General features: G+C 59.2%; 18 protein-coding genes. 12 read left to right on the plus strand and 6 right to left on the minus strand.

The genetic code is table 11. From position 1 onward, the window contains the following. Positions 1-17: 17 nt before the first annotated feature. On the minus strand, positions 18-1,109 hold the full coding sequence (locus BVK86_RS03310; RefSeq protein WP_075945071.1) for a polyamine ABC transporter substrate-binding protein: 1,092 nt from the start codon (positions 1,107-1,109) through the stop codon (positions 18-20). A 101-nt stretch (positions 1,110-1,210) separates the two neighbouring features. Here BVK86_RS03310 and BVK86_RS03315 point away from each other — a divergent pair, with 101 nt between their 5' ends. From BVK86_RS03315 to BVK86_RS03325, 3 genes are all read left to right on the plus strand, one after another. Next, positions 1,211-2,104 (plus strand): LysR family transcriptional regulator, encoded by an 894-nt coding sequence (locus BVK86_RS03315; RefSeq protein ID WP_075945072.1) that lies wholly within the window; start codon positions 1,211-1,213, stop codon positions 2,102-2,104. A gap of 157 nt (positions 2,105-2,261) precedes the next feature. Then, complete coding sequence (locus tag BVK86_RS03320) at positions 2,262-3,710, plus strand: nucleobase:cation symporter-2 family protein (protein WP_075945073.1); 1,449 nt, start codon at positions 2,262-2,264, stop codon at positions 3,708-3,710. A gap of 132 nt (positions 3,711-3,842) precedes the next feature. After that, positions 3,843-4,316, plus strand: a complete 474-nt coding sequence (locus BVK86_RS03325) for an LEA/WHy family protein (RefSeq protein WP_075945074.1) — start codon at positions 3,843-3,845, stop codon at positions 4,314-4,316. 18 nt (positions 4,317-4,334) lie between these two features. Here BVK86_RS03325 and BVK86_RS03330 read toward each other — a convergent pair whose 3' ends face one another. Next, a complete protein-coding gene (locus tag BVK86_RS03330) occupies positions 4,335-5,258 on the minus strand; it encodes a carbon-nitrogen hydrolase family protein (protein WP_075945075.1) in 924 nt (307 codons plus the stop codon). An 84-nt stretch (positions 5,259-5,342) separates the two neighbouring features. Here BVK86_RS03330 and BVK86_RS03335 point away from each other — a divergent pair, with 84 nt between their 5' ends. Further along, positions 5,343-6,251, plus strand: coding sequence for a LysR family transcriptional regulator (locus BVK86_RS03335; RefSeq protein WP_075945076.1), 909 nt, complete (start codon positions 5,343-5,345; stop codon positions 6,249-6,251). A 3-nt stretch (positions 6,252-6,254) separates the two neighbouring features. On the opposite strand, the gene BVK86_RS03340 is transcribed toward BVK86_RS03335, so the two are convergent. Continuing rightward, positions 6,255-6,509: a hypothetical protein gene (locus tag BVK86_RS03340; protein WP_075945077.1), complete on the minus strand. Its 255-nt coding sequence runs from the start codon at positions 6,507-6,509 to the stop codon at positions 6,255-6,257. A 163-nt stretch (positions 6,510-6,672) separates the two neighbouring features. Between BVK86_RS03340 and BVK86_RS03345 the strand changes: the two genes are divergently transcribed. Further along, entirely contained in the window at positions 6,673-6,990 is a 318-nt protein-coding gene (locus BVK86_RS03345; protein ID WP_075945078.1) for an ElaB/YgaM/YqjD family protein, read from the plus strand. Positions 6,991-7,100: 110 nt separating this feature from the next. Here the strand turns inward: BVK86_RS03345 and BVK86_RS03350 are convergent, their stop codons facing one another. Beyond that, positions 7,101-8,141 (minus strand): Ldh family oxidoreductase, encoded by a 1,041-nt coding sequence (locus BVK86_RS03350; protein ID WP_075945079.1) that lies wholly within the window; start codon positions 8,139-8,141, stop codon positions 7,101-7,103. A 219-nt stretch (positions 8,142-8,360) separates the two neighbouring features. Between BVK86_RS03350 and BVK86_RS03355 the strand changes: the two genes are divergently transcribed. Together BVK86_RS03355 and BVK86_RS03360 are read left to right on the plus strand one after the other, a co-directional pair. Beyond that, positions 8,361-13,187 carry a dermonecrotic toxin domain-containing protein gene (locus BVK86_RS03355; protein WP_075945080.1) on the plus strand — a complete coding sequence of 1,609 codons (4,827 nt, stop codon included), beginning with the start codon at positions 8,361-8,363 and terminating at the stop codon, positions 13,185-13,187. 196 nt (positions 13,188-13,383) lie between these two features. After that, positions 13,384-14,388: a FecR family protein gene (locus tag BVK86_RS03360; protein ID WP_075945081.1), complete on the plus strand. Its 1,005-nt coding sequence runs from the start codon at positions 13,384-13,386 to the stop codon at positions 14,386-14,388. 60 nt (positions 14,389-14,448) lie between these two features. Here the strand turns inward: BVK86_RS03360 and pvdQ are convergent, their stop codons facing one another. Continuing rightward, positions 14,449-16,794, minus strand: a complete 2,346-nt coding sequence (gene pvdQ, locus BVK86_RS03365) for a bifunctional acylase PvdQ (RefSeq protein ID WP_075945082.1) — start codon at positions 16,792-16,794, stop codon at positions 14,449-14,451. 251 nt (positions 16,795-17,045) lie between these two features. On the opposite strand from pvdQ, the gene BVK86_RS03370 reads away from it, so the two are divergent. Next, positions 17,046-17,417 (plus strand): fe2+ zn2+ uptake regulation protein, encoded by a 372-nt coding sequence (locus BVK86_RS03370; RefSeq protein ID WP_075945083.1) that lies wholly within the window; start codon positions 17,046-17,048, stop codon positions 17,415-17,417. Positions 17,418-17,442: 25 nt separating this feature from the next. Here BVK86_RS03370 and BVK86_RS03375 read toward each other — a convergent pair whose 3' ends face one another. After that, complete coding sequence (locus BVK86_RS03375; protein ID WP_075945084.1) at positions 17,443-17,631, minus strand: hypothetical protein; 189 nt, start codon at positions 17,629-17,631, stop codon at positions 17,443-17,445. Between the two features lie 311 nt (positions 17,632-17,942). On the opposite strand from BVK86_RS03375, the gene BVK86_RS03380 reads away from it, so the two are divergent. The 4 genes from BVK86_RS03380 (at position 17,943) to BVK86_RS03395 (ending at position 20,895) form a co-directional block, all read left to right on the plus strand. Next, the gene (locus BVK86_RS03380) at positions 17,943-18,389 is read left to right on the plus strand and encodes a DUF411 domain-containing protein (RefSeq protein WP_075945311.1); all 447 of its coding nucleotides are present in this window, start codon (positions 17,943-17,945) and stop codon (positions 18,387-18,389) included. Next, the gene (locus tag BVK86_RS03385) at positions 18,389-18,823 is read left to right on the plus strand and encodes a YqaA family protein (RefSeq protein WP_075945312.1); all 435 of its coding nucleotides are present in this window, start codon (positions 18,389-18,391) and stop codon (positions 18,821-18,823) included. The genes BVK86_RS03380 and BVK86_RS03385 overlap by 1 nt, the downstream gene beginning before the upstream one ends. An 82-nt stretch (positions 18,824-18,905) precedes the next feature. Beyond that, positions 18,906-19,928, plus strand: coding sequence for an alpha/beta fold hydrolase (locus BVK86_RS03390; RefSeq protein WP_075945085.1), 1,023 nt, complete (start codon positions 18,906-18,908; stop codon positions 19,926-19,928). Positions 19,929-19,941: 13 nt separating this feature from the next. After that, positions 19,942-20,895: a D-2-hydroxyacid dehydrogenase family protein gene (locus BVK86_RS03395; RefSeq protein ID WP_075945086.1), complete on the plus strand. Its 954-nt coding sequence runs from the start codon at positions 19,942-19,944 to the stop codon at positions 20,893-20,895. Positions 20,896-20,956 lie beyond the last annotated feature (61 nt).

The raw sequence follows: 20,956 nt of genomic DNA on the forward strand, positions 1-20,956 counted from the left end.
GGCTCCTTATTGTTCATTTATTGGCGACTACGGAAAGTGGTCCACACACGGGTACGCTGGCGCATGTCTTTGAGGCTCATGCTGCGGTCGGCGTAGAGCCTCGCGCGTACATCGGCGGGCGGAAAAATGTCCGGGTCGGTGCGCACCGCTTCATCCACCAGCGGCGTCGCTGCCTGGTTGGCGGTGGCGAAGAACAACGTGTTGGTCAGCGCGGCGACGGATTCGGGGCGTAACATGAATTCGATAAACTGGCGCGCGGCTTCGGGGTGCGGTGCATCCTTGGGGATTGCCAGATTGTCCTGCCACACGAGCGTGCCTTCCCTGGGAATCCGGTAGGCAATTTCGTAGGGTTTGTCGGCCTTGCGTGCCTGATCGGCGGCCATGCTCGCGTCGCCGTTGTAGGCCAGCGCCAGGCAGACACTGCCATTGGCCAGATCATTGATCTGCCGACCGCTGGCGACGTACAGCACCGAAGTCTGCAATTGCCGCAATAATGCTTGGGCCGCTTCGAGGTCGCTCTTGTCGGTGCTGTAGGGATCTTTACCCAGATAGTGCAATGCCAGACCGATCACCTCTTGCGGCGAGTCGATGATCGCAATCCCACAGTCCTTGAGCTTGCTCGCATATTCCGGCTTGAACAGCAGGTCCAGACTATTGAGCGGCACGTCCGGCAACCGTTGTTTGACCGCCTCCACATTCATCCCCAACCCCAGCGTGCCCCAGGTGTAGGGCACACCGTAGCGGTTGCCGGGATCGACCGCCGCCAGCTTTTCCAGCAGGTCGGGATCAAGATTGGCGTAACCCTTCAAGCCTTCATGGGGAATGGCTTGTAATGCACTCGCCGCCAGGCCACGGGCCAACACGCTGGAAGACGGCACCACCACGTCATAGCCGCTGCCACCGGTCAGCAGTTTGGTTTCCAACACTTCCGGCGCGTCGAAGGTGTCGTAGCGCACCTGAATGCCGGTCTCTTGTTCGAATCGCTGCAGGGTTTGCGGCGCCACATAATCGGCCCAACTGTAGAGGTTGACGACTTTTTCCTCGGCACTGGCGGACGCCGCCACGGCAAGGAACAACGCAGGTAAACAACGCTTGAAGGTGGGAGCCATGACGTACACCTGACCATTGGAAGTGGTTGCAGGATGCATCGTCGGATACATTGGTGAAATATCACGTTTATTAACCTGACATTACCCTGGAGTAATGTTTGATGCTTGGTCAACTTCACGATGTAGACCTGCAACTGCTGCGCCTTTTTGTCAGTGTGGTGGAGTGCGGTGGCTTCAGCGCGGCCCAGGGTGAGCTCGGTTTGAGCCAGTCGAGCATCAGTCAGCAAATGGCCAAGCTCGAGACCCGTCTCGGCTATCGTCTGTGCAGCCGTGGTAAAGGTGGCTTCAGCGTCACGCCCAAGGGCGAGCAATTGCTTAACGCCACGCGCAGCCTGTTCGAATCCATCGAAACCTTCCGTCACCAGTCCAATGGCGTGGCCGGTCGCCTGATTGGCGAGGTGCGCCTGGGTTTGTCCGAAGCACTGGACCCATCGGTGCTGCAACGGGTGGCCGAGGCGGTTCGACGGTTTCGCGAGCGCGACGAATCGGTGCGCATCGAATTGATGAGCGCCATGCCCGGCGACATGGAGCGTTTGCTGCTGCAGCAGCGACTGGATCTGGCGATCGGCTACTTTTCGCAGATCCAGAACGCCTTTGACTACCGCGAGTTGTTCACTGAAACCCAGCACCTGTATTGCGCCGCCGGCCACCCGCTGTTCAACGATGAGGCGCCGGATGATCAGGCACTGCAGGCCTGCGATCGGGTCGATCATCCCTACCGCTTCCTGCGCAGCGACGAGCCGTTCCAGGGCAAGTTGTGTTCGGCGCGGTCGGAACAGGTCGAAGGCACCCTCGCCTTTATCCTGTCCGGCAAGCACGTCGGTTATCTGCCCAGTCACTTTGCCCGCAGTTGGGAGGACAAGGGGCAACTGCGGGCGGTGCGCCGCGAGGACTTGAGTTTCGACGTGGCGTTTCATTTGGCCCGGCATCGGGCGTTGGTGCCGGGCGATGCGCAGAAGGCGTTTGAAGAGGATTTACTTGCTGCGTTTTCATAAACAGAAGGGATGTCAGTGGCGAAAGAGTAAGCACCCTCGCCACGAAGCGGTAGGCAGCTCAATACTGCGCGGTTTCAATCATTGCCCTCCATTCACACTGCTGGCATCCTGCGCCTCCATTTTCTGACCCGGCCTGCCTTTTGGCCCGCACATCACCATGACCGTCTCTGAAAAATCGCCTGCCCCGCGCCACAACGACCTGATCTACGGTCTCAACGACCGCCCTCACCTGACGGCTACCGTGTTCGCGGCCCTGCAACACGTGCTGGCGAGTTTCGTCGGCATCATCACGCCGACGCTGATCATGGGCAGCGCCCTCGGCCTGCAAAGCGAAGTACCGTATCTGATCAGCATGGCGCTGTTCGTTTCCGGCCTGGGCACTTTTGTTCAGGCGCGACGCTTCGGGCCGATCGGCTCAGGGTTGCTGTGTCTGCAAGGCACCAGTTTCTCGTTCATCAGCGTGATCCTCAGCGCCGGGTTCATGGTCAAGGCCCGGGGTGGCGGCACCGATGAGATCCTCTCGACGATCTTCGGCGTGTGCTTCTTCGCCGCGTTCATCGAAGTCGTGCTGAGCCAGTTCATCGGCAAACTGCGCATGCTGATCACCCCGGTGGTGACCGGCACCATCATCACGCTCATGGGGTTATCGCTGATCAAAGTCGCAATGACCGACATTGCCGGCGGCTTCGGCGCGCCGGACCTCGGCGCCGCCAGCCATCTGGGTCTGGCCGCACTGGTGCTGGGCACAATCGTGGTGCTGAACCGCGTGGACGTGCCATTCCTTCGCCTCGGGGCAATCGTTATTGGCCTGACCCTTGGCTATGTCGTCGCCTGGCTCCTGGGCCACGTGGACTTCGCCAGCCTGCCCGCCGTGCCGCTGATGAGCGTGCCGGTACCTTTCAAGTACGGCTTTTCCTTCGACTGGGTGGCGTTCGTGCCGGTGGCGGTGATTTTCCTGGTGTCACCACTGGAAGCGGCCGGAGACCTGACCGCCAACTCGATGATTTCCCGGCAACCGGTCAAAGGCCCGGTCTACATCCGCAGAATCAAATCCGGATTGCTGGCCGACGGCCTCAATTCGGCGATGGCAGCGGTGTTCAACAGCATGCCAATGGTGACCTTCGCCCAGAACAACGGCGTCATCCAGTTGACCGGTGTGGCCAGTCGTTACGTGGCGTTTTTCATCGCCGGTTTGCTGGTGCTGCTGGGGCTGTTCCCGATGATTGGCGCCGTGCTGCAACTGATGCCGAAACCGGTGCTCGGTGGCGCCGAACTGGTGATGTTCGGCACGGTCGCCGTGGCCGGAATCAAGATCCTCGCCGAAGCTGGCCTGCATCGACGCAACATGCTGATCGTGGCGATTTCCCTCGGCATGGGTCTCGGTGTTGCTGCGGTGCCGGAAGTCTTGCGTGAGCTGCCCAAGGCGCTGCACAACATTTTCGAATCGCCGATCACCGTCGGTGCGTTGTGCGCCATCGTGCTGAACATCTTCCTGCCGGAAGAATTCATCGAGCTGGAAGAAGACGACTTCGATCCTGAAGCGTCGATTTTGCAGGTCATGGAAAATCCGCAGGCGGCTGCGCCCGCCACTCCGCTGAATCGCTGAGGCACACGCCTTTCGAGTGACAGGTAGAGGCGAACCCCTCACAGTGACTGTGGTCGCACAGTAGAGCCGTCGAACATTGCTCAGGATCGAGCGATCGGCGGCTTGCTCCCTCTTTCTGTCGAGTGTTTAAACATGCGCAGCCTCCTTGCCTTCACCCTCTCGTTACTGCTGCTTTCACTCAGCGCCTGCGCCCTGCTGCCCCAGCATGACCCGCTGAACATCAATGTCGTGGGCATCGAGCCTTTGCCCAGCCAGGACATGGAGATCCGCTTTGCCGTGAAGATTCGCGTGCAGAATCCCAATGAACGTGCGATCAATTTCAACGGCGTGGCCCTGGACCTGGCCGTCAACGGCCAGCCCTTCGCCGCGGGCGTCAGCGATCAGTCAGGTTCAATTGCGCGCTTCTCCGAAACGGTACTGACAGTCCCGGTCAGCGTGTCGGCATTCTCGGTACTGCGCCAGACTTTAGGCCTGAGCCAGACGCAAACCCTCAACAACATGCCCTACATCCTGCGCGGCAAACTGGCGGGCGGCTTGTTCGGCACCATGCGTTTTGTTGATAGTGGCAAGCTGAGCCTGCCAGGTTCGACAACCGGCAGCCGGTAAACCTGATTCATGCAGGGGCTATGTATTAAATCGGACGCCGGGTTTGGCCCGCTCGTCCACCGTCAATTCGAACACGTCCGGACGCGCGTAGTGACCGACCACGTCGTAGTCGTAACGGGCGCGGATCAGGTCGGCGGTGTCGATTTCAGCGGTCAGCAAGCCAGGGCCGCCCCACAGGGGTCCGGCAAGGACATCACCCATTGGCCCGACAATCACACTGCCACCGGCTATCAACGGCCGGTCCGCCGGCCAATTGGCGATCTCGACCCCCAAGGCCTGTGGCGATTCCTGGACCTGACAGGCACTGACCACAAAGCAACGCCCCTCGTGAGCAATGTGGCGCATGCTGACCTGCCACATCTCCCGCTCGTCGACCGTCGGCGCACACCAGACCTCCACGCCTTTGGCGTACATCGCCGTGCGCAGCAACGGCATCATGTTTTCCCAGCACACCACCGCCCCGATCCGCCCGACCTGGCTGTCGATCACCGGTAACGTCGAACCATCGCCCTTACCCCAGATCAGCCGTTCGGTGCCAGTCGGCATCAATTTACGGTGTTTGGCGACCAGCCCCGCCTGCGGATCGAAATACAGCGCAGTGCAGTACAGCGTGCTGCCGGATCGCTCGATGACGCCGATCACCAGGTTTGCGCCGGTGCGTGCTGAAAGCCCGGCCAGAGCGTCGGTTTCCATCCCCGGCACATCGATAGCGTTGTCAAAATAACGCGCAAAGGCCTCACGCCCCTCCGGCAAGCGATAGCCCAGTTGAGTGCCGAAACCTTCGCCCTTTGGATACCCGCCGAGCAATGCTTCTGGCATTACCACCAGGGCGGCAGCGGATTCGATGATCGCGCTTTCATACGACAGGATCTGCTCCAGCGTATCGGCTTTGCCACCGGGCAAGGCGCCGATTTGCAGTGCAGCAACAATTGACTTGGGCATCGCAGTCACTCCGTTTGGATCAGGTGTTGCTGATTTTGCGACGACACGCAATCATGAATAAAGCCCAGTTAACTGCTGAATGATATGAGCCATATGAATATCGCTACGGTCGATCTCAACTTGCTGAAAGTCTTTGAAGCCCTGCATGAAGAGTCCAGCGCCAGTCGAGCGGCGTTACGCCTTGGCGTCACGCAATCGGCGGTGAGCGCGGCATTACGCCGGCTGCGCGAGGTGTATGGCGATCAGTTGTTCGTCCGTACCGGTCGGGGTCTGGCGCCGACGCTCAAGGCCAATCAACTGAAACCGGTGGTCAGCGATGCGCTGCACAAATGTCGGCAGAGCCTGGCGATGGTTGATCCGACGACCCAACATTACGAAGGACGCTCGGTCAGTATCGGCTTGTCGGATGATTTCGAGATTGCCTACGGGCGCCGGTTGATCGAAGAAATCGCCCGCCGCGCGCCGAAACTGCGGCTGATCTTCCGCCAGACCCACAGCCAGATCGTCGCCCAGGCCTTGATGGAACGCAGCATCGACCTGGCGATTACCGCCGGCGGCTTCGCTGAACGCTTGTTGAGCCGTCAGGTACTGGGGGAAGGCAGTTACTTGTGTCTGGCCGACCCGCTCAGCCTGGCCGACGGGCAGCAGACCATCAGCCTGGAGGAATTCGTCTCCCGCGAACACATTCTGGTGTCCTCGGGTGGCTTTATCGGTATCACTGACGAGGGGCTGGCGGCGTTGGGTTTGACTCGCCAGGTCTGCGCCTCGACCACGCACTTTGCCGCGTTGCCGCATTTGCTCAAGGGCAGTCAGGCCGTGGCGACCATTCCAGCGCATGCGGCCCGCAGCATTGCGGCACTCAGTGGATTAATGCTGCTGCCCTGCCCTCTGGATTTGCAGCGCTACCCGGTCGAACTGGGCTGGCGCACCAGCACCCAGCTCGATCCGGTGGTGTTGAAGGTGCGCGAGGCGATCGTCGCGTGTTTTGCGTAATCGCTACTTGCTGGCAGCCATCAGGCGATTGACTTCACTGCGCACCATGTTCGAGTACTCAGGTGGCGACATACCGTCCAGCTCGGCACGAACCCACTCGGCCCACTTGCCTTTGCGCTTGGCACGTTCGCCGAACAACCGTGCAGCCTCTCCCTTGGCTTTGCCCAGATTGTTTTGCCAGAGTTCGAACAGACGGGATTTTTCATCTTCAAGCGCAGCGCGCTCGGCAAGGGGTTTATCGGCCAGATTGAAACTCATGGGATTTTCCTGCTGCGTAAAATAGGCGACATCTTACACTGTAGGATGAAACGTCCTGCTCTGGATTTCTCTGGAATCGGGCTGACGTGAGAAATCGCTGCAACTTTTTCCTGTGCGGCGGACTCCATTGTTCACTGTTCACCTAACTGCAAGGAGTACTTCAATGGCCCGGAAAACCGCCGTACAGGCTGCCGAAGATCAAATCAAGGACCAAGCCTTCAGCGAGCTTCAGGCGCTGATCGAAGAATCGGAAAAACTGCTCAAAAGCAGCGCTTCCCTGGTCGGGGAGGAAGCGGAAACCCTTCGTGGGCAAATTGCCCTGAAACTCCAGCAGGCCCGGGATTCGGTGACCAGCGTACGTGACCGGACCAAACCGGCGGTCGAAGCCACCGAAAGCTACATCGGCGGGCATCCTTGGCAAACCGTGGCGGTATCGGCCGGTTTCGGCCTGGTGGTCGGGTTGCTGCTGGCACGCCGCTGATCACAGGTGCAGGCGCCGGCTTGCTGGCGATGGCGTCATGACGAACGCCATCGCCAGCAAGCCGGCGCCAACGGCGAGCAGTGCGCTCGCCTTTTTCATGCGTGCGCAGATCAGCTCCCCGCCAACTCCCGCAAATCCCTCAGCGTCTGCTCATCCAGCGCAATGCCACTGGAGCGCGACTTGGCACGCTGATGATGACGACGATCGCCCGGCAACCGCTTGAGCCCTACACCATGCATCTGCCGCACGAGCTCCTGGCTGCGCTCGGCGAAGCTCTGCCCGGCGGCTTTGCTCGGGTCAATGACGATCAACAGTTGACCGGTCCAGGGCGTCTTGGCTCCCGGGTGGTTTTTCCAGTCGAACTCGAAAGAAAAATTGCCCCCGGTCAGCGCCGCGGCCAGCAGCTCCACCATCATCGACAACGCCGAACCCTTGTGCCCGCCGAATGGCAGCAACGCGCCGCCTTCAAGAATCGCCTTCGGGTCCTGAGTCGGCTGGCCGAGACCGTCCACGCCCATGCCCGGCGCCAGGCGTTCGCCCTTGCGCGCGGCGATCTGCACGTCGCCGTGGGCGATGGCGCTGGTGGCCAGGTCGAAAACGATCGGCTCACCGTCGGCCCGAGGGGCGGCGAAGGCAATCGGGTTGGTGCCGAACAACGGTCGATCCGCACCATGGGGCACCACACACGTCATGCTGTTGACCACACTGAGCGCCACCAGGCCTTCATAGGCAAAAGGCTCAACGTCCGGCCATAACGCGGCGAAATGGTGGGAGTTGCGAATCGCCAATACCGCGATGCCCGCGCTGCGAGCCTTCTCTACCAACAACGGCCGGGCAGCCGCCAGCGCCGGTTGCGCAAAACCGTTCTGCGCGTCGACCCGGACAAACCCCGACGCCACATCCTCGACCACCGGTACGGCCTGGCCGTTGACCCAGCCACTCTTGAGCGTCGACACATAACCGGGCATACGGAACACGCCGTGACTGTGAGCGCCGTCACGCTCGGCTCCGGCGCAGTTTTGCGCCAGCACCTGCGCGACATCGGCCGAAGTGCCATGGCGCAGGAATATCTTCTCAAGCAATGCTGTCAGCTCTTCGAGGGACAGGATTCGCGAGACAACAGTAGACACATGATCGTGTGGCGCAGACATCTGAAGCTCCAGACTAATTATTGGAGGGGGCTACAGCGTACGTAGACCGCCGATTAACCACGCGCCACGGGTAGCCTGTCAACCCTTCGATTGCGCGTGTTCGCACGAACGCCCAAAGCCCGTGCGTTAACTATCTACCGCCTGGGCCACGGCGTCGGCTTTTAGTCTCGTTGCTCCATCAACAGGCGCTTTCAGTGGCGCCCCTAACGAGACTCGACAATGCCCACACCGCCTGCCCGACTGTTTTTCCCCCAAGCCCTGAAATCGCCCGGTCGCTGGGCTGAACTGGGTAAAACCCATGGGCTCACGCAACGCGACTTTCAATGGCTTGGCCACGTCGAGTTGGCCAGCCATTCGCTTCGCAGCGAACAAAGCCCGCCAATGATTGCCGAAAAAATCCTGCTGACGACGGCTGATGAAGTGCCGGTCCCTCTGGCCGGCAGTTTCGTGTTGAGCCCAACCCCGGAAACCAGCGGGGTCATCGTCTACACCCCCTATGGCGGCATACAGAAGTTCTACAGTCGTTCGGCGCTGACCGAGCAACTCGCCCAGACACTGAAAGATGCCAACGAGGACGATGACCTGTTGGCTTTGATGTCGCTGGCCGCGCGTAAAAGCCTTGCCGCCAGCGACAATATCCGCGTGACCTATGACGTCATTGAAGGCGACATTTTCGACGACCAGCGCGAAGTTGTTGCCGGAAATCAGCAATTGAACCTTCAGGCCATGCTCATCGAGTTGGCAGCGCTGCCAACCCTCGCGTCCCTGCTCGATGGAATAATCGACGAGTTGCTGCAGCCGATGTTTCCGGGTCTGGATCAAAGCAAGACCCAGGTTAATTTTTACACGGTGATCGTCAGCGATAACGCAGATACGGACCGTGAACCAACGCGACGCTGGGACAGTTCAATGTCACTGCGCGGCGCCGTTTTGCAGTACTACCGTCATCAGCGATGGCCCATCGGCCAGGACCGCGAATTCACCCATCCGAAACGAACCCCTGCCAGCACCGACCAGCAACACTGGGAGACCGCGATAAAAAGCGCCTCCAGCAAACTGCTCCCGCTGCTGTTCCAGCGGCTAGAGTCGTACTGGGACGCACCGGCAGCGCACGACGGAGCTTCGCGACGGGCATTTTTCAGTCGAGCGATCGCAGAGCAGGCGCGTGCAGAGATTCTGCTCAAACGCGAGACGCAGATCATCAGCCCCGAACAAAGCCAGGCCTTACAGACGTTGTTCGAAAAGACTGCCCATTCCACCCGGCGCCCGACCCTGGAGACAGTGCGTCTGTGGGAACAACAGGCCCATTACGTGGAGTTGGCAGGCTCGCTGATGATCAGTCACGCCAACGCGTTTCTCTACACCCCCACTCAGGGGTTACAGGTGCTAAAGGACTATCCGGACTTGAAAGCAACCTTGCTGAGCAAGTTCAGCGCCGGCGGTCACGAGGACGAACTCTACGGCCTGCTGAGTCTGGATGAACGCAACCGGTTCATCGGTTTCGATCAGCCGCACGTCAGCGGGGAGGTCATCTACGGCCCGATATTTGCCGTGCTGTTCGAGGCGATCATCACCAAGCAACGGCAAAACATTGAATACGCCCTGCAGGTTTTCCGGCACAGCGACGGCACGGTGAATATCCATGCCTTGTTCGACAAGGCGCTGGATATTCGATCGATGATCAGCGAACGCATGCTCTCGCTTGATGCCCATGGCCGCTGGGGCACACGCCCTGTAGTGGTTGGCAATCAACAACCCTCCGCCGTGCGAGCCGACACCGCAGCGGCCTACGTGAAAACCTTCGGGGATATTGAAGCACTCATCAACGCGGATTTCGCCGCCCAACCGCTCACATCACTGGCCATGCAACGGGTCTATCTGGAGAAGATGGCACCGCGCCTGGCCCATTCCCTCTCCGTCGGTATTCGTGGGGAAGCCAGTCTGCGAGTACTGGACGCCAGTTTACGGGCCGCTGAAAAGGCCATCGTCGACACGGTGTTGAACTCGGATCATCCGGATCGCCATCACCGCCTCGCACTCAACGGATTTCGTCCTGACGCTTATAGGCTGGTTCTTCAATGCACGGGGCAGAAAGACGTGCTGCCATTGGCCAATTGCGTGCTGCTGACCGAACGGGGCGGGCTGGATAACCAGCATTCCGGGCGGGTTATTTTATGGACCCCTGCCGCCGGGCTTGAAGTCTTCGATTCGCTCAACCGCGCGAAGCAGACACTCAACCGCCGTCTGCTCGACGCTCACAAACGCCTGGAGCTGCTGGAAAACCTGGCCCCGTCCCGGCGTCAATTTCATCAACACTACGCAATCAACTCGTTGCGGTTGATCGAGGGCAATGTATTGCAGCACCTCTCGCAATCGTCCATCGAGCACTTTCTCGATGCCTGCGAGCACATACGGTCGCGCGAGCTTACGCACGCCAAACAGAACAAGGCGCTTAACGAACTGGCCAAACGCGCTATCGACACCAACTTGCGCAGAGCCTCACGCATTGCCAAGGCGATCTCCCGACAGCAGTCGCTACCCGCCTGGCTGGGCATGGCGCCGATCGAAGACCAGCAGTTGCACATCGAACTGCTGGAGCAATACCGCAACAGCGTCACCGATGACAAAGACTACCTGCACGGCCTGCAAACGCTGTCGGACTACACCCATGACCGATTGAAGTCATTGCTTGCCAGCCGTTTTCCCGAACACTCACTGTCCCCCGACGACATCGAAATCACCCCCAACCTGGCCTTGGTTGGTCCGGCCCGGACCCTGACCGAATTCGTCCTGAATCACATCAATATTGCCCAGGGCACGGGTTTCAAGATCACCTCGACCACCCACAAAATCCTGCCAGAGGGCCTGAATCAGCACGCCATCCAACAGTTATTGCTGTCGCTGAACATTGACAGTGATTTTGCAAAGTCGGTGTTCGATAAGTTGACCGGCACTGACGCTGAGGTTCGCAAACTGCGTTTTGCTCGGCAACTGCCTTGGCAGTTGCTACAACACGCCCATGCCTTGAAGTTGCAGCAGCGTCTTTCCACCCCTGCATTCGACCTGATCAGCCAGGTGCTTGATATGCCCGATGCCCTCGCTCGGGCGTCAGTTAAAGGTGCGCACGCTATCGTCCGACCGCTTGAGTTGATCAAGACGGCTGGCTCCGCCGCCGTCAAAACCCTGGGTCTGTATTTAATCAGTCCCGGTGCCGGTAAACAGGGGCCACACGTTCTGTATGCGCCTTATTTTCCAGGTCCGGTTTTCAGCGAATTCGAGAACGAGGCCAGTGTTGTTGCGGCGATCAATACCCCGGGGGCGTTCCAGGATCTTGTTATTCGACGATTCCCTGATAACCAACAGTCGACCTTCAGTAATCTGCTCAAGAGCACGGTCGGCCAAGTGAGCGCAATCACCCTGGCCTCCTCTCCCATTGACGGCAACCTGCTGGGGCGTTTGTACAACGACAACGCCAGTCTTGTGGAACAGATGCTCGGCAGTCGATCAAAGGCAACGGGCCAGTCCGATTGGGAGGCCGTCAAACACCTGTTCAGCTCCGGGATCAAGCTGGCTTCCGGGCTGCTGCCGGGCAAACTCGGCTACCTGCAGTTTTTATGGCAAAGCTTCAAGGACTTCGAAGCCTCCGCCGAAGCGTTGCAGGATCACCATTGGACACGGGCCATGCAGGAATTCATTGCCGGCGCGGCGCAGATGGTCTCACTGGGGCGATTGTCGCTGGAAGACGAACTCGTGACATCGCAGGCCACGAGCGCAACAGAGCCGGTCGCAACCCCGGTGACGCAACCGCAATGGTCTGAGTTGAAACTGACGGCGCCATTACGCACGTCGTTGCAATCCTTTGAAACGCCGACCGTCGACTTGAAAGACCTGACCCGGAATGCAAACGATGGCACCTACCTCGATGCGGTCAGTCAACATCGTTACGCGCCTGTCGCCGGCAAGGTTTATCGGGTGGCCAGACCCGGTGCGGTGTGGCAAATCCTCAACGCTGAACAGAATGGACCTACGCTCGCAACCACGTCGACAAAGCAAATGGTCATCGACCCCGATGTGCACACCGTGCACTACGGAAAAGCCCTGTCAAAAATGCGTAATGAGTACGTCACCAGCCACGAAGTCAACCGGGTTTTGAACATCGAAGCGCGCGGCATGGAAGCCATCCGCGCCCACCACCCGGAAAAGGCGCGCATGATTGTGCAAGCCATCGACATGGCGCGCTATTACGCCTTCAACAGCCTGCACAATCTGGCGCAGCAAAGAAAGCTCACCCGCGGCACGCGACTGGACGGCTTCCTCAAACGTTTTTTCGATGTCAGCAGCGTCGACGCGGCCCTGCTCGACAAAATCAAGCAGACCATCCTGCCCATCTGCACAGCGCTGGTGGATCCGGATGAAGACCTGATGAACACCGATCGTTTTGTCGTCGGATCGAGCAAATACCCGCAAGCCAACATGATCGCGTTCGTCGTCGAGCGTGATTCAAAGAAAAATGTGCATTTCACCGAGAGATTCTTTGATCAGCAACTCGACTGGTACAAGTCTTGTCTGACAGAACCCTTCAATGTCGATGGCCACAGCCAGGCAGCCACGCTGATCCATGAGTTTTCTCACCTTTTCTCAAAAACCGTGGATATAGCGACCCTGGAGGCCAGGCGTCCTTTCAGTGACCTGGTCGCCCCCATCACTGGTTATGGCCATGCAATGAAGCAAAGCCAGGTGGATTTTCAGCGCGAAGCTTTGTCCCTGCTGACGCCAAAGGAAGAACTGTTCGCGCGTTGGGACAGCGACTTGCAGTCATGGTTGAGCCTGGACTCGATCCCGGGCTCGACGCACATTGGCAAAGAAATACTCAAGGTCACCGGCACCACGACCATGGCAGCCGCCCGCGATGCGTTTTTCAACCCGAACAACGCTGAAAAACGCGTCGACGTCATTTTGCGCAATGCCGACTCGATTGCCTTTCTGATCTGTGAGATGGGCCGGCAACTGGACCCGGTGCCGGGTGCATCCACTTCATCGGCCTGAGCGTGCTGAAAACATGCGCAGATCCGTTGATCTGCGCATGAAAGTTTTTTTCACACTGGCAATGAATACACCTCGGCAATGCGCTGTTCACAGCCTGTTCCAATAAAAATAAATACACTTTGATGGGTAATTGCCATGACCGATGTTCTCGCCGCGTTCCACCCAAGGTTAGAATGCGGGAAATCAGGATGAGTCAATGACCGACAATTCTCTCTCGCAAGCCGAATATGACGCTATCACCGATGCCGCCGCGCACTGGTGCATGCGTCTGCACGCCGAAGACTGCACCGCGCAGGAGCGTCTGGCGTTCGAGCAGTGGCTGGATGCTCACCCGCTTCATGCGTTCGAGTACGAGGCCATGCAGGAAATCTGGGATGTCGCCGGCGATTTGCCTCGTCCGGAACCCGTCGTCGTGCCGAAGGTGGCGATTAAACCGCGGACACCGTGGCGCACCTTCGGCATGGCCGCTGCCGTTTGTGCGCTGGCGCTGCCACTGGCGGCCTACAGCGGCTGGAACCTGGGATGGCTGCCCAACGCGTACCAGCACTTCGAAGCGACCAATAACGTGCGCCAGGTCACCCTGGATGACGGCAGTAAAGTCGAACTGAACCTGGGCAGCGAGCTGGTCTACAGCAATTACAAGGATCATCGGCAGGTCACCCTGAAAAAAGGCGAGGCGTTTTTCAGCGTCAGCCACGACAGCAGGCACCCATTCGTCGTCAAGGCGGCCGAAGGCAAGATCCGCGTCACCGGCACCCAATTCAACGTCTGGATGTATGAGGATCAGGTGAAAGTGAACCTGATCGAAGGCTCGGTGCTGGTCAGCAGCAACGATGATTTGCCGGGGGACGGCTTGCGGCTCGGCCCGTCGATGCAGGCGAGCTATCGTCATGGCGACCACATTCCGCGAATCAGTCAGACCTACGACAATGACAATTCGCTGGCCTGGCTCAACGGCAAACTGGTACTCGATGACCTGGCGCTGAACGATGCACTGCCATTGATCAACCGGTATCTGGAAACCCCGTTGATGGTTGCCGACCACAGCACTGGCGCGATCCGCATCGGTGGCATTTACAACATCAAGGAACTCAACACCCTGGTAGCGACCCTGCCCAAGGTGCTGCCGGTCTATCTGACCCGCAACAAAGCGGGCAATCCGGTCCTCAACTCGATCCCGCAACAACCACCGAAAAGCTGAAAGGCCGCGACCCTTGCGGGGCGCGGCCTTCTTTTATTGCTGCAGCAAAGTCTGCTGTGTTTATTGGGCAACTACCTTCCCGGCTTTTTTATCCTGCTCGCGAATTGTCCGGGCCTGATACTGCGGATCAGCCTTGATCTGTTGCTCGGTGAACGGCAGCACACTCAGTTGCTTGCTGGAAAATGCCTCGGTCTGGTCCCGGGAATACCTTGAAGTCGGATCACTGGACAGTGAGAACGCCAGCAATCCCTTGGCCTGCGGTCCTTTTTCATCGAACGTCACCACTTGCAAATAGCTGGTACCGCTGACGACTTCACGCTTGCCGTCGCTTCTGGGCACGCTCTGGATCGCGTTATAGACGCCCAGTGTGCCCGGCCCACCGTGAATTGGCGTTTGCTGGCCACCGCTGCTGACGACCTGAATATCGCCCCAGCGACTGTCCTGCGTCAGACCGGATGACTTGACCTGTTCGACCGAGGCCAACATCGCCTGCCGCAGCGCTTGCGCCACGGGCGGACGATCGATCGCCAGCCCCCGTGGTGTGTGCTGCGGGTCCTTGGCATCGAACGCTACACGCCAGATTGCCGACGCTTGCTCAAGAGACGCCATGACATTCTGAAAATGCACAAAGCCCAGGCCGCTGTCGAGATTTGCCTTGCGATCCCAAGCCTTGAGACCGGCGCACAGCGGTGCCAGCGTTTGCGCATCGGCCCCCAGATCGGCCGCGCAGAATTGCAGGAGGTCGGGCATGACTTGTGCCGCCTGATAGACCTGATCATCCATCACCATGTGCTGCAGGTCCGCCGCGCCAAGGGTGCCCGCCTTGGTCAGTGTGTTCAATCGGTCCAGGGCGAAACGCGAACGCAGGCCCAATGGTTGGCTGTCCTGGCTGATCAGCGGCGAAAAACCGGTCAAGGGTTGCGACGGATTGGCCATCCATGCCGAATCATTGGAATGCTGAACAAAGTCCTTACGCAACAGTTGCGGCAGTTTGTCCGCCGCATAAATGCCCTTTTGCGCGGCCTGCGGGTCGATGTCCCAGGCGCAAGCACTGTTGGACCCATCGAGAACGATCATTTGCAGGCTGATGCGCGGATCGCTGCACTGCGCCAGCTTCTCGGCGCTGACGTTAGGCACGACCGACAGATTCATATAGAGCGTTTGCCCCTTGTCGTCCGCCGCCAGCGTGTTGACCCAAGGGATGCCCTGGATCGCGTGGACGCTGTCCTGAAACGCTTCAAGGCTGCCGGCGCGATTCATCGCGTACCACTGCGTCAACACCCGATCGTTTTCCAGGTTGGCGTCACGCAAGCTGTAGGCATACTGGTTGTTCCAGTCCAGCTTGCCGGGCCACTGCACGATCGGACCGAACTGTGAGCTGTACACCACCTGGGAAATGGCCTTGACCGTACCATCCGACTGCTTCACGTCGACCGTCAGCGTTTGCTTGTGCATCGGCAGCGACTTGCCGTCGACCGTATAGCGCGTCGAATCCTTTGGATCGAGTTGCAGGCGATACAGGGTGAAATGCTTGGACGAGTCCACGGTGTGGGTCCAGGCCAAGTGCTGGTTGAAGCCGATATTGATCAACGGCAGCCCCGGCAAAGCGGCGCCCATCACATCCAGTTTGCCGGGAATGGTCAGGTGCATCTGATAAAAACGCATGCCGCCGACCCACGGGAAATGAGGGTTGGCCAACAACATGCCGCGGCCATTGAAGGAACGATCGCTGCCCACGGCCACCGCATTACTGCCGCGATCGAGGGCAAAACGCTGGATGCGCGCAGCGGCCAGTTGATAGGACCTTTGATTCCCGGCATGGCCGGCAAGGGTGGCCGGAGGCGTCGCACCCGCCAGCGCTTCGGCAAACTGCCCGACACCGCCTTCGACCAACAAACGGCGGGTCAACTTGACCAGATCCGTGGTGGAGATATCACGCACCCAGTCGCCCTGACATTGCGCCGGCAGTCCCTGCTCCCGACGCTCCGTCAGGGAACGGTTGTAGCCGGCCACATAACCTTCCATAAGCTCGCGCACGTCGGGGGGTTGAGCCTGCCAGAATCCGTTGACGGCCTCCGGGGTGTTCAACCATTTGAAAAACAAGTCGCTGACCAGGTTTTCACGCTCTTCCACCGTAAACAGGTCCGGGCCGAAATAACGCGACCGTTGACCGTTCACCGTGACGATCTCATTGGCCAACAAACACAGGTTATCCTGAGCATAGGCATAGCCGATGCCGTAACCGAGCCCGCGCTCGTCCTGCGCACGAATGTGCGGGACGCCGAAACTGGTCCGACGGATCTCGGCACTCGCCTGCTCCGGCTGACTGCGCGCATTCGCCGCAAGACTCAGCCCGACAAACAAACCCGCCAGGCTCAACCTGGTTAACTGGCTGGAAATAATCACACTCGCTCCTGATCGAAAAACGATGGTCACAGCTCTGCGTACTGACACGCAGGCCGCGCATCCTTTTAAGAACGAAGCAAACGACAAATATTTAGGGGATTGAACCGCCATTGACAGGCGTCTGACAGACCGGTGACGTAATGACGACGAAATTTCTACATTCAAGTCTTCATGATTCGAGTCGCCCATACGTCTTGTTATGTAAGAGCGCCCCATTTTTCCTGATCAGGCTCTGAAAAGGAGTTTTTGCAATGTACAACTCGCATCTGCCAACGGACGGCAGCAACGCGCCAAAGGGTACCTCCATTGGGGTCGGTGTTTTCGACCAGCGTACCGAGCGCCATGGCAACGAGCGGATTCGCTTCCTGCTCAAAAGCTTTGGCTTGCGAACCAGTCTGATTCGCCTGAAAGTCATCGACGCCCTTCTGACAGCTGCCGAAAGCGAGCGCAGCCTTGGCGTGCGCGGCGTGCACAGTCATCTGCTGGACTTGGATATTCCCCTGTCCTTTCTGAGCGTGCGCGAAGTGTTGAGGCGTCTGTGCAGCGAAGGCGTGATTGTCCTCAACCCGGACAAAAGCTACAGCCTCGACCCTCGGGCCGCTGCCGCGCTGCACATCGGTTGATCAAGCCTGGCCAGGGTCTCGCGACTCAGGGCTTGACCTTGCGGCGCATCACGCCATTGACGACCACCACGACCACCGCGACGCCAATGGCGATGTACTGAAACAGTTTTTCGCTGATGACGCCGGTGTTCTGCAAATACGAAAGGCCAAACATGATCCCCAGCACCACCAGGGAGATCAGAATCGAATATTTCAAACGTTGCGACTGGGTCATTACCATTTCCTGAATCTGAATAAATGCATCCGTTTTGTATCCGAATGCATGCCAAGCCCTTACCGTTTTCCGGGGATGGGGCGCTGCAAACGGGGTCTCATGTTACAGCCGATGAAGCGTTTTGGCTTCACTGCCGCGTTTACCATGAGAAGTTGTAAATGTTGCTGGCGATAGCGCACTTGAGAACGCCATCGGCGGAAAGCCGGGCGTCTGCATCTTTTTGTATAACCCGGTAACAATGTCCCCTCTCATCGCCAGGGAAACCGGTCAGAATGCGTTTTTTCGCTCTCAAACCCGAGACCCTTGCCAACATGCGAACCCCTCTGCGTCTGGCTGCCTTGAGCGCCCTGTTCATTTCCTCCCTGGCCCAGGCCGCCGACCTGATCCCGATCGAAGTTCATCGCGACGCCAACTGCGGCTGCTGCAAAAAATGGATCACCCACCTGGAAGCCAATGGCTTCAAGGTCGAGGACCATGTCGAAGCCAACATGAGTGAGTTCAAGCAACAACATGGCGTCCCCCCGCGCCTGGCGTCCTGCCACACCGGTTTGATCAACGGCAAATTCGTCGAAGGCCATGTCCCTGCCGATCAGGTCATGGCCCTGAGCAAACGCGACGATCTGCTAGGCGTCGCAGCGCCCGGCATGCCCATGGGTTCGCCCGGCATGGAGATGGACGGCATGAGCGATGCCTACCAAGTGATCGGCCTGAAAAAGGACGGTACGGACATGGTCGTGGCGGATTACCCGGCCCATTGATTTTCGGCGCCTATATCAGTCTGTTCCTGGCGGCCTTCGGCGCCGCTACCCTGCTGCCTTTGCAGTCCGAAGCGCTGCTGGTGGGCTTGCTGCTCAGCGACAAGTATTGGCTTTGGGCATTGCTGGCGGTGGCGACTCTGGGCAATGTCCTCGGTTCGCTGGTGAACTGGTGGCTGGGGCGCGCCGTGGAGCGCTACCGTGACCGCAGGTGGTTTCCGGTCAGCCCTGCACATCTGGAAAAAGCCCGTCACCATTATCAGCGCTACGGGCATTGGTCGCTGCTGCTCAGTTGGGCGCCGATCATCGGTGACCCTCTGACCCTGGTGGCCGGCGTGATGCGTGAGCCCTTGGGGCGTTTCCTGCTGATCGTGACCCTGGCCAAGGGTGCCCGTTATGGCGCTGTCGCGCTGGCCACTTTGGGCTGGATGGGTTGAACCAAGTGGGACGGCGATTGCCTTGTTAATGTCGCCCTAATCATCCCGATCCAGCATCGATGGATTTTCAATGGAGTTCCCCATGCCCCTGACCCGCTCATTCTGGCTTCCTGGCCTGCTGCTGACCGCATCACTGCCAGCCCTTGCCGCTGAAGGCCCGGCCTACGGCCCCGAGTTGCAAGGCTTCGAATACCCCTACACCGTCAAGCACTTCGCCTTCGAGTCCCAGGGCGAATCCCTGCAAATGGGTTACATGGACGTCGCCGCCCATGGCAAGGCCAATGGTCGCAGCGTGGTGCTGATGCACGGCAAGAACTTTTGCGGGGCCACCTGGGAAACATCGATCAAGGCATTGAGCGACGCCGGGTATCGGGTCATCGCGCCGGACCAGATCGGTTTCTGTACGTCCAGCAAGCCTGACCACTATCAGTACACCTTCCAGCAACTGGCGAGCAACACCCAACAATTGCTCAAAGCCCTCGGCATTCAGAAAGCCTCCCTGCTGGGCCATTCTACCGGCGGCATGCTCGCCACCCGTTACGCGCTGCAGTATCCCGATCAGGTTGAACAACTGGCCCTGGTCAACCCCATCGGCCTGGAAGACTGGAAGGCCATCGGCGTGCCCTACCGCACCGTCGATCAGTGGTACCAGCGTGAACTGAAGGTCAACGCCCAAGGCATTCATGACTATCAACGCAGCACCTACTACGACGGCCGCTGGAAGCCGGAGTTTGACCGCTGGGTAGACATGTACGCCGGCCTGGCCAAAGGCCCGGGCAAGACTCAGGTTGCATGGAACTCGGCACTGATTTACGACATGATCTTCACCCAGCCGGTGTATTACGAGTTCAAGGACCTGAAACTGCCGACCCTGTTGTTGATCGGTACGTCCGACAGCACGGCGATCAACAAAGACCTCGCCTCTCCCGAGGTCAAGGCGAAAATCGGCCGGTATGACGTACTCGGCAAGCAGGTGGCAAAACTCATTCCCCAGTCGACGCTGGTGGAATTCCCGGGTCTGGGCCACGCTCCGCAAATGGAAGAACCGGCGAAATTCCACAAGGCCTTGCTCGACTGGCTGAACAGAACCAACCCCGTGCGTTAACTGAGGTAAGGCTATGGCGGTGCAGATTGCAGTGATTGACGATTGGCAGGACGTGGCGCGCAACGTGGTTGACTGGTCGGAACTGGAAGACGTCGGCCAGGTGAGTTTCATCCACGACTACCCTGCCGATCACGAAACCCTGGCCCAGCGCCTGGAGGCGTTCGAAGTGATCTGCGTGATGCGTGAACGTACGCGATTCGACGAAGACCTGCTGCGCCGCCTGCCCCGACTCAAACTGCTGGTGACCGGCGGCATGCGCAATGCCGCCCTCGATTTCAAGGCGGCGGCGGCGCTGGGCATCCAGGTGTGCGGCACCGACAGCTACAAGCATGCCGCTCCGGAATTGACCTGGGCATTGATCATGGCCGCCACCCGCAATCTGGTTGCCGAAGCCAATGCCCTGCGCGCCGGCCAATGGCAACAGGGTCTGGGGGGTGATTTGCATGGCAAGACCCTGGCGATCGTCGGCCTGGGCAGCATCGGTCAACGCGTGGCGCAGTTCGGCCAGGTGTTCGGCATGCGCGTGATTGCCTGGAGTGAAAACCTCACCGCAGAGCGGGCGGCGCAGGTCGGCGTGACCTACGTCAGCAAACAGGAACTGTTCGAACAGGCCGACGTGTTGTCGGTGCATCTGGTGCTCAGCGACCGCTCCCGAGGCCTGGTGGACGCCAAGGCCTTGAGCTGGATGAAACCCACTGCATTGCTGGTCAACACCGCACGCGGGCCGATCGTCGATGAAGCGGCGCTGGTCAAGGCCTTGCAGAAACGGCAACTGGCAGGTGCTGCGCTGGATGTGTTCGACGTCGAGCCGTTGCCGCCCCATCATCCGTTCCGGACCCTGGAGAACGTGCTGGCGACGCCGCATGTCGGGTACGTCAGCCAGCAGAACTACCATCTGTTCTTTGCGCAGATGATTGAAGATATACGCGCTTGGGCCGCTGGAGAGCCCATCCGGTTGCTTCACTGATATCGAGTCATCGTTCATCGCGAGCAGGCTTGCTCCTGCAGGAATCGTTACCCTAGAAGAA

The sequence above is a fragment of the Pseudomonas reinekei genome (assembly GCF_001945365.1).
Taxonomy (GTDB): Bacteria; Pseudomonadota; Gammaproteobacteria; order Pseudomonadales; family Pseudomonadaceae; genus Aquipseudomonas; species Aquipseudomonas reinekei.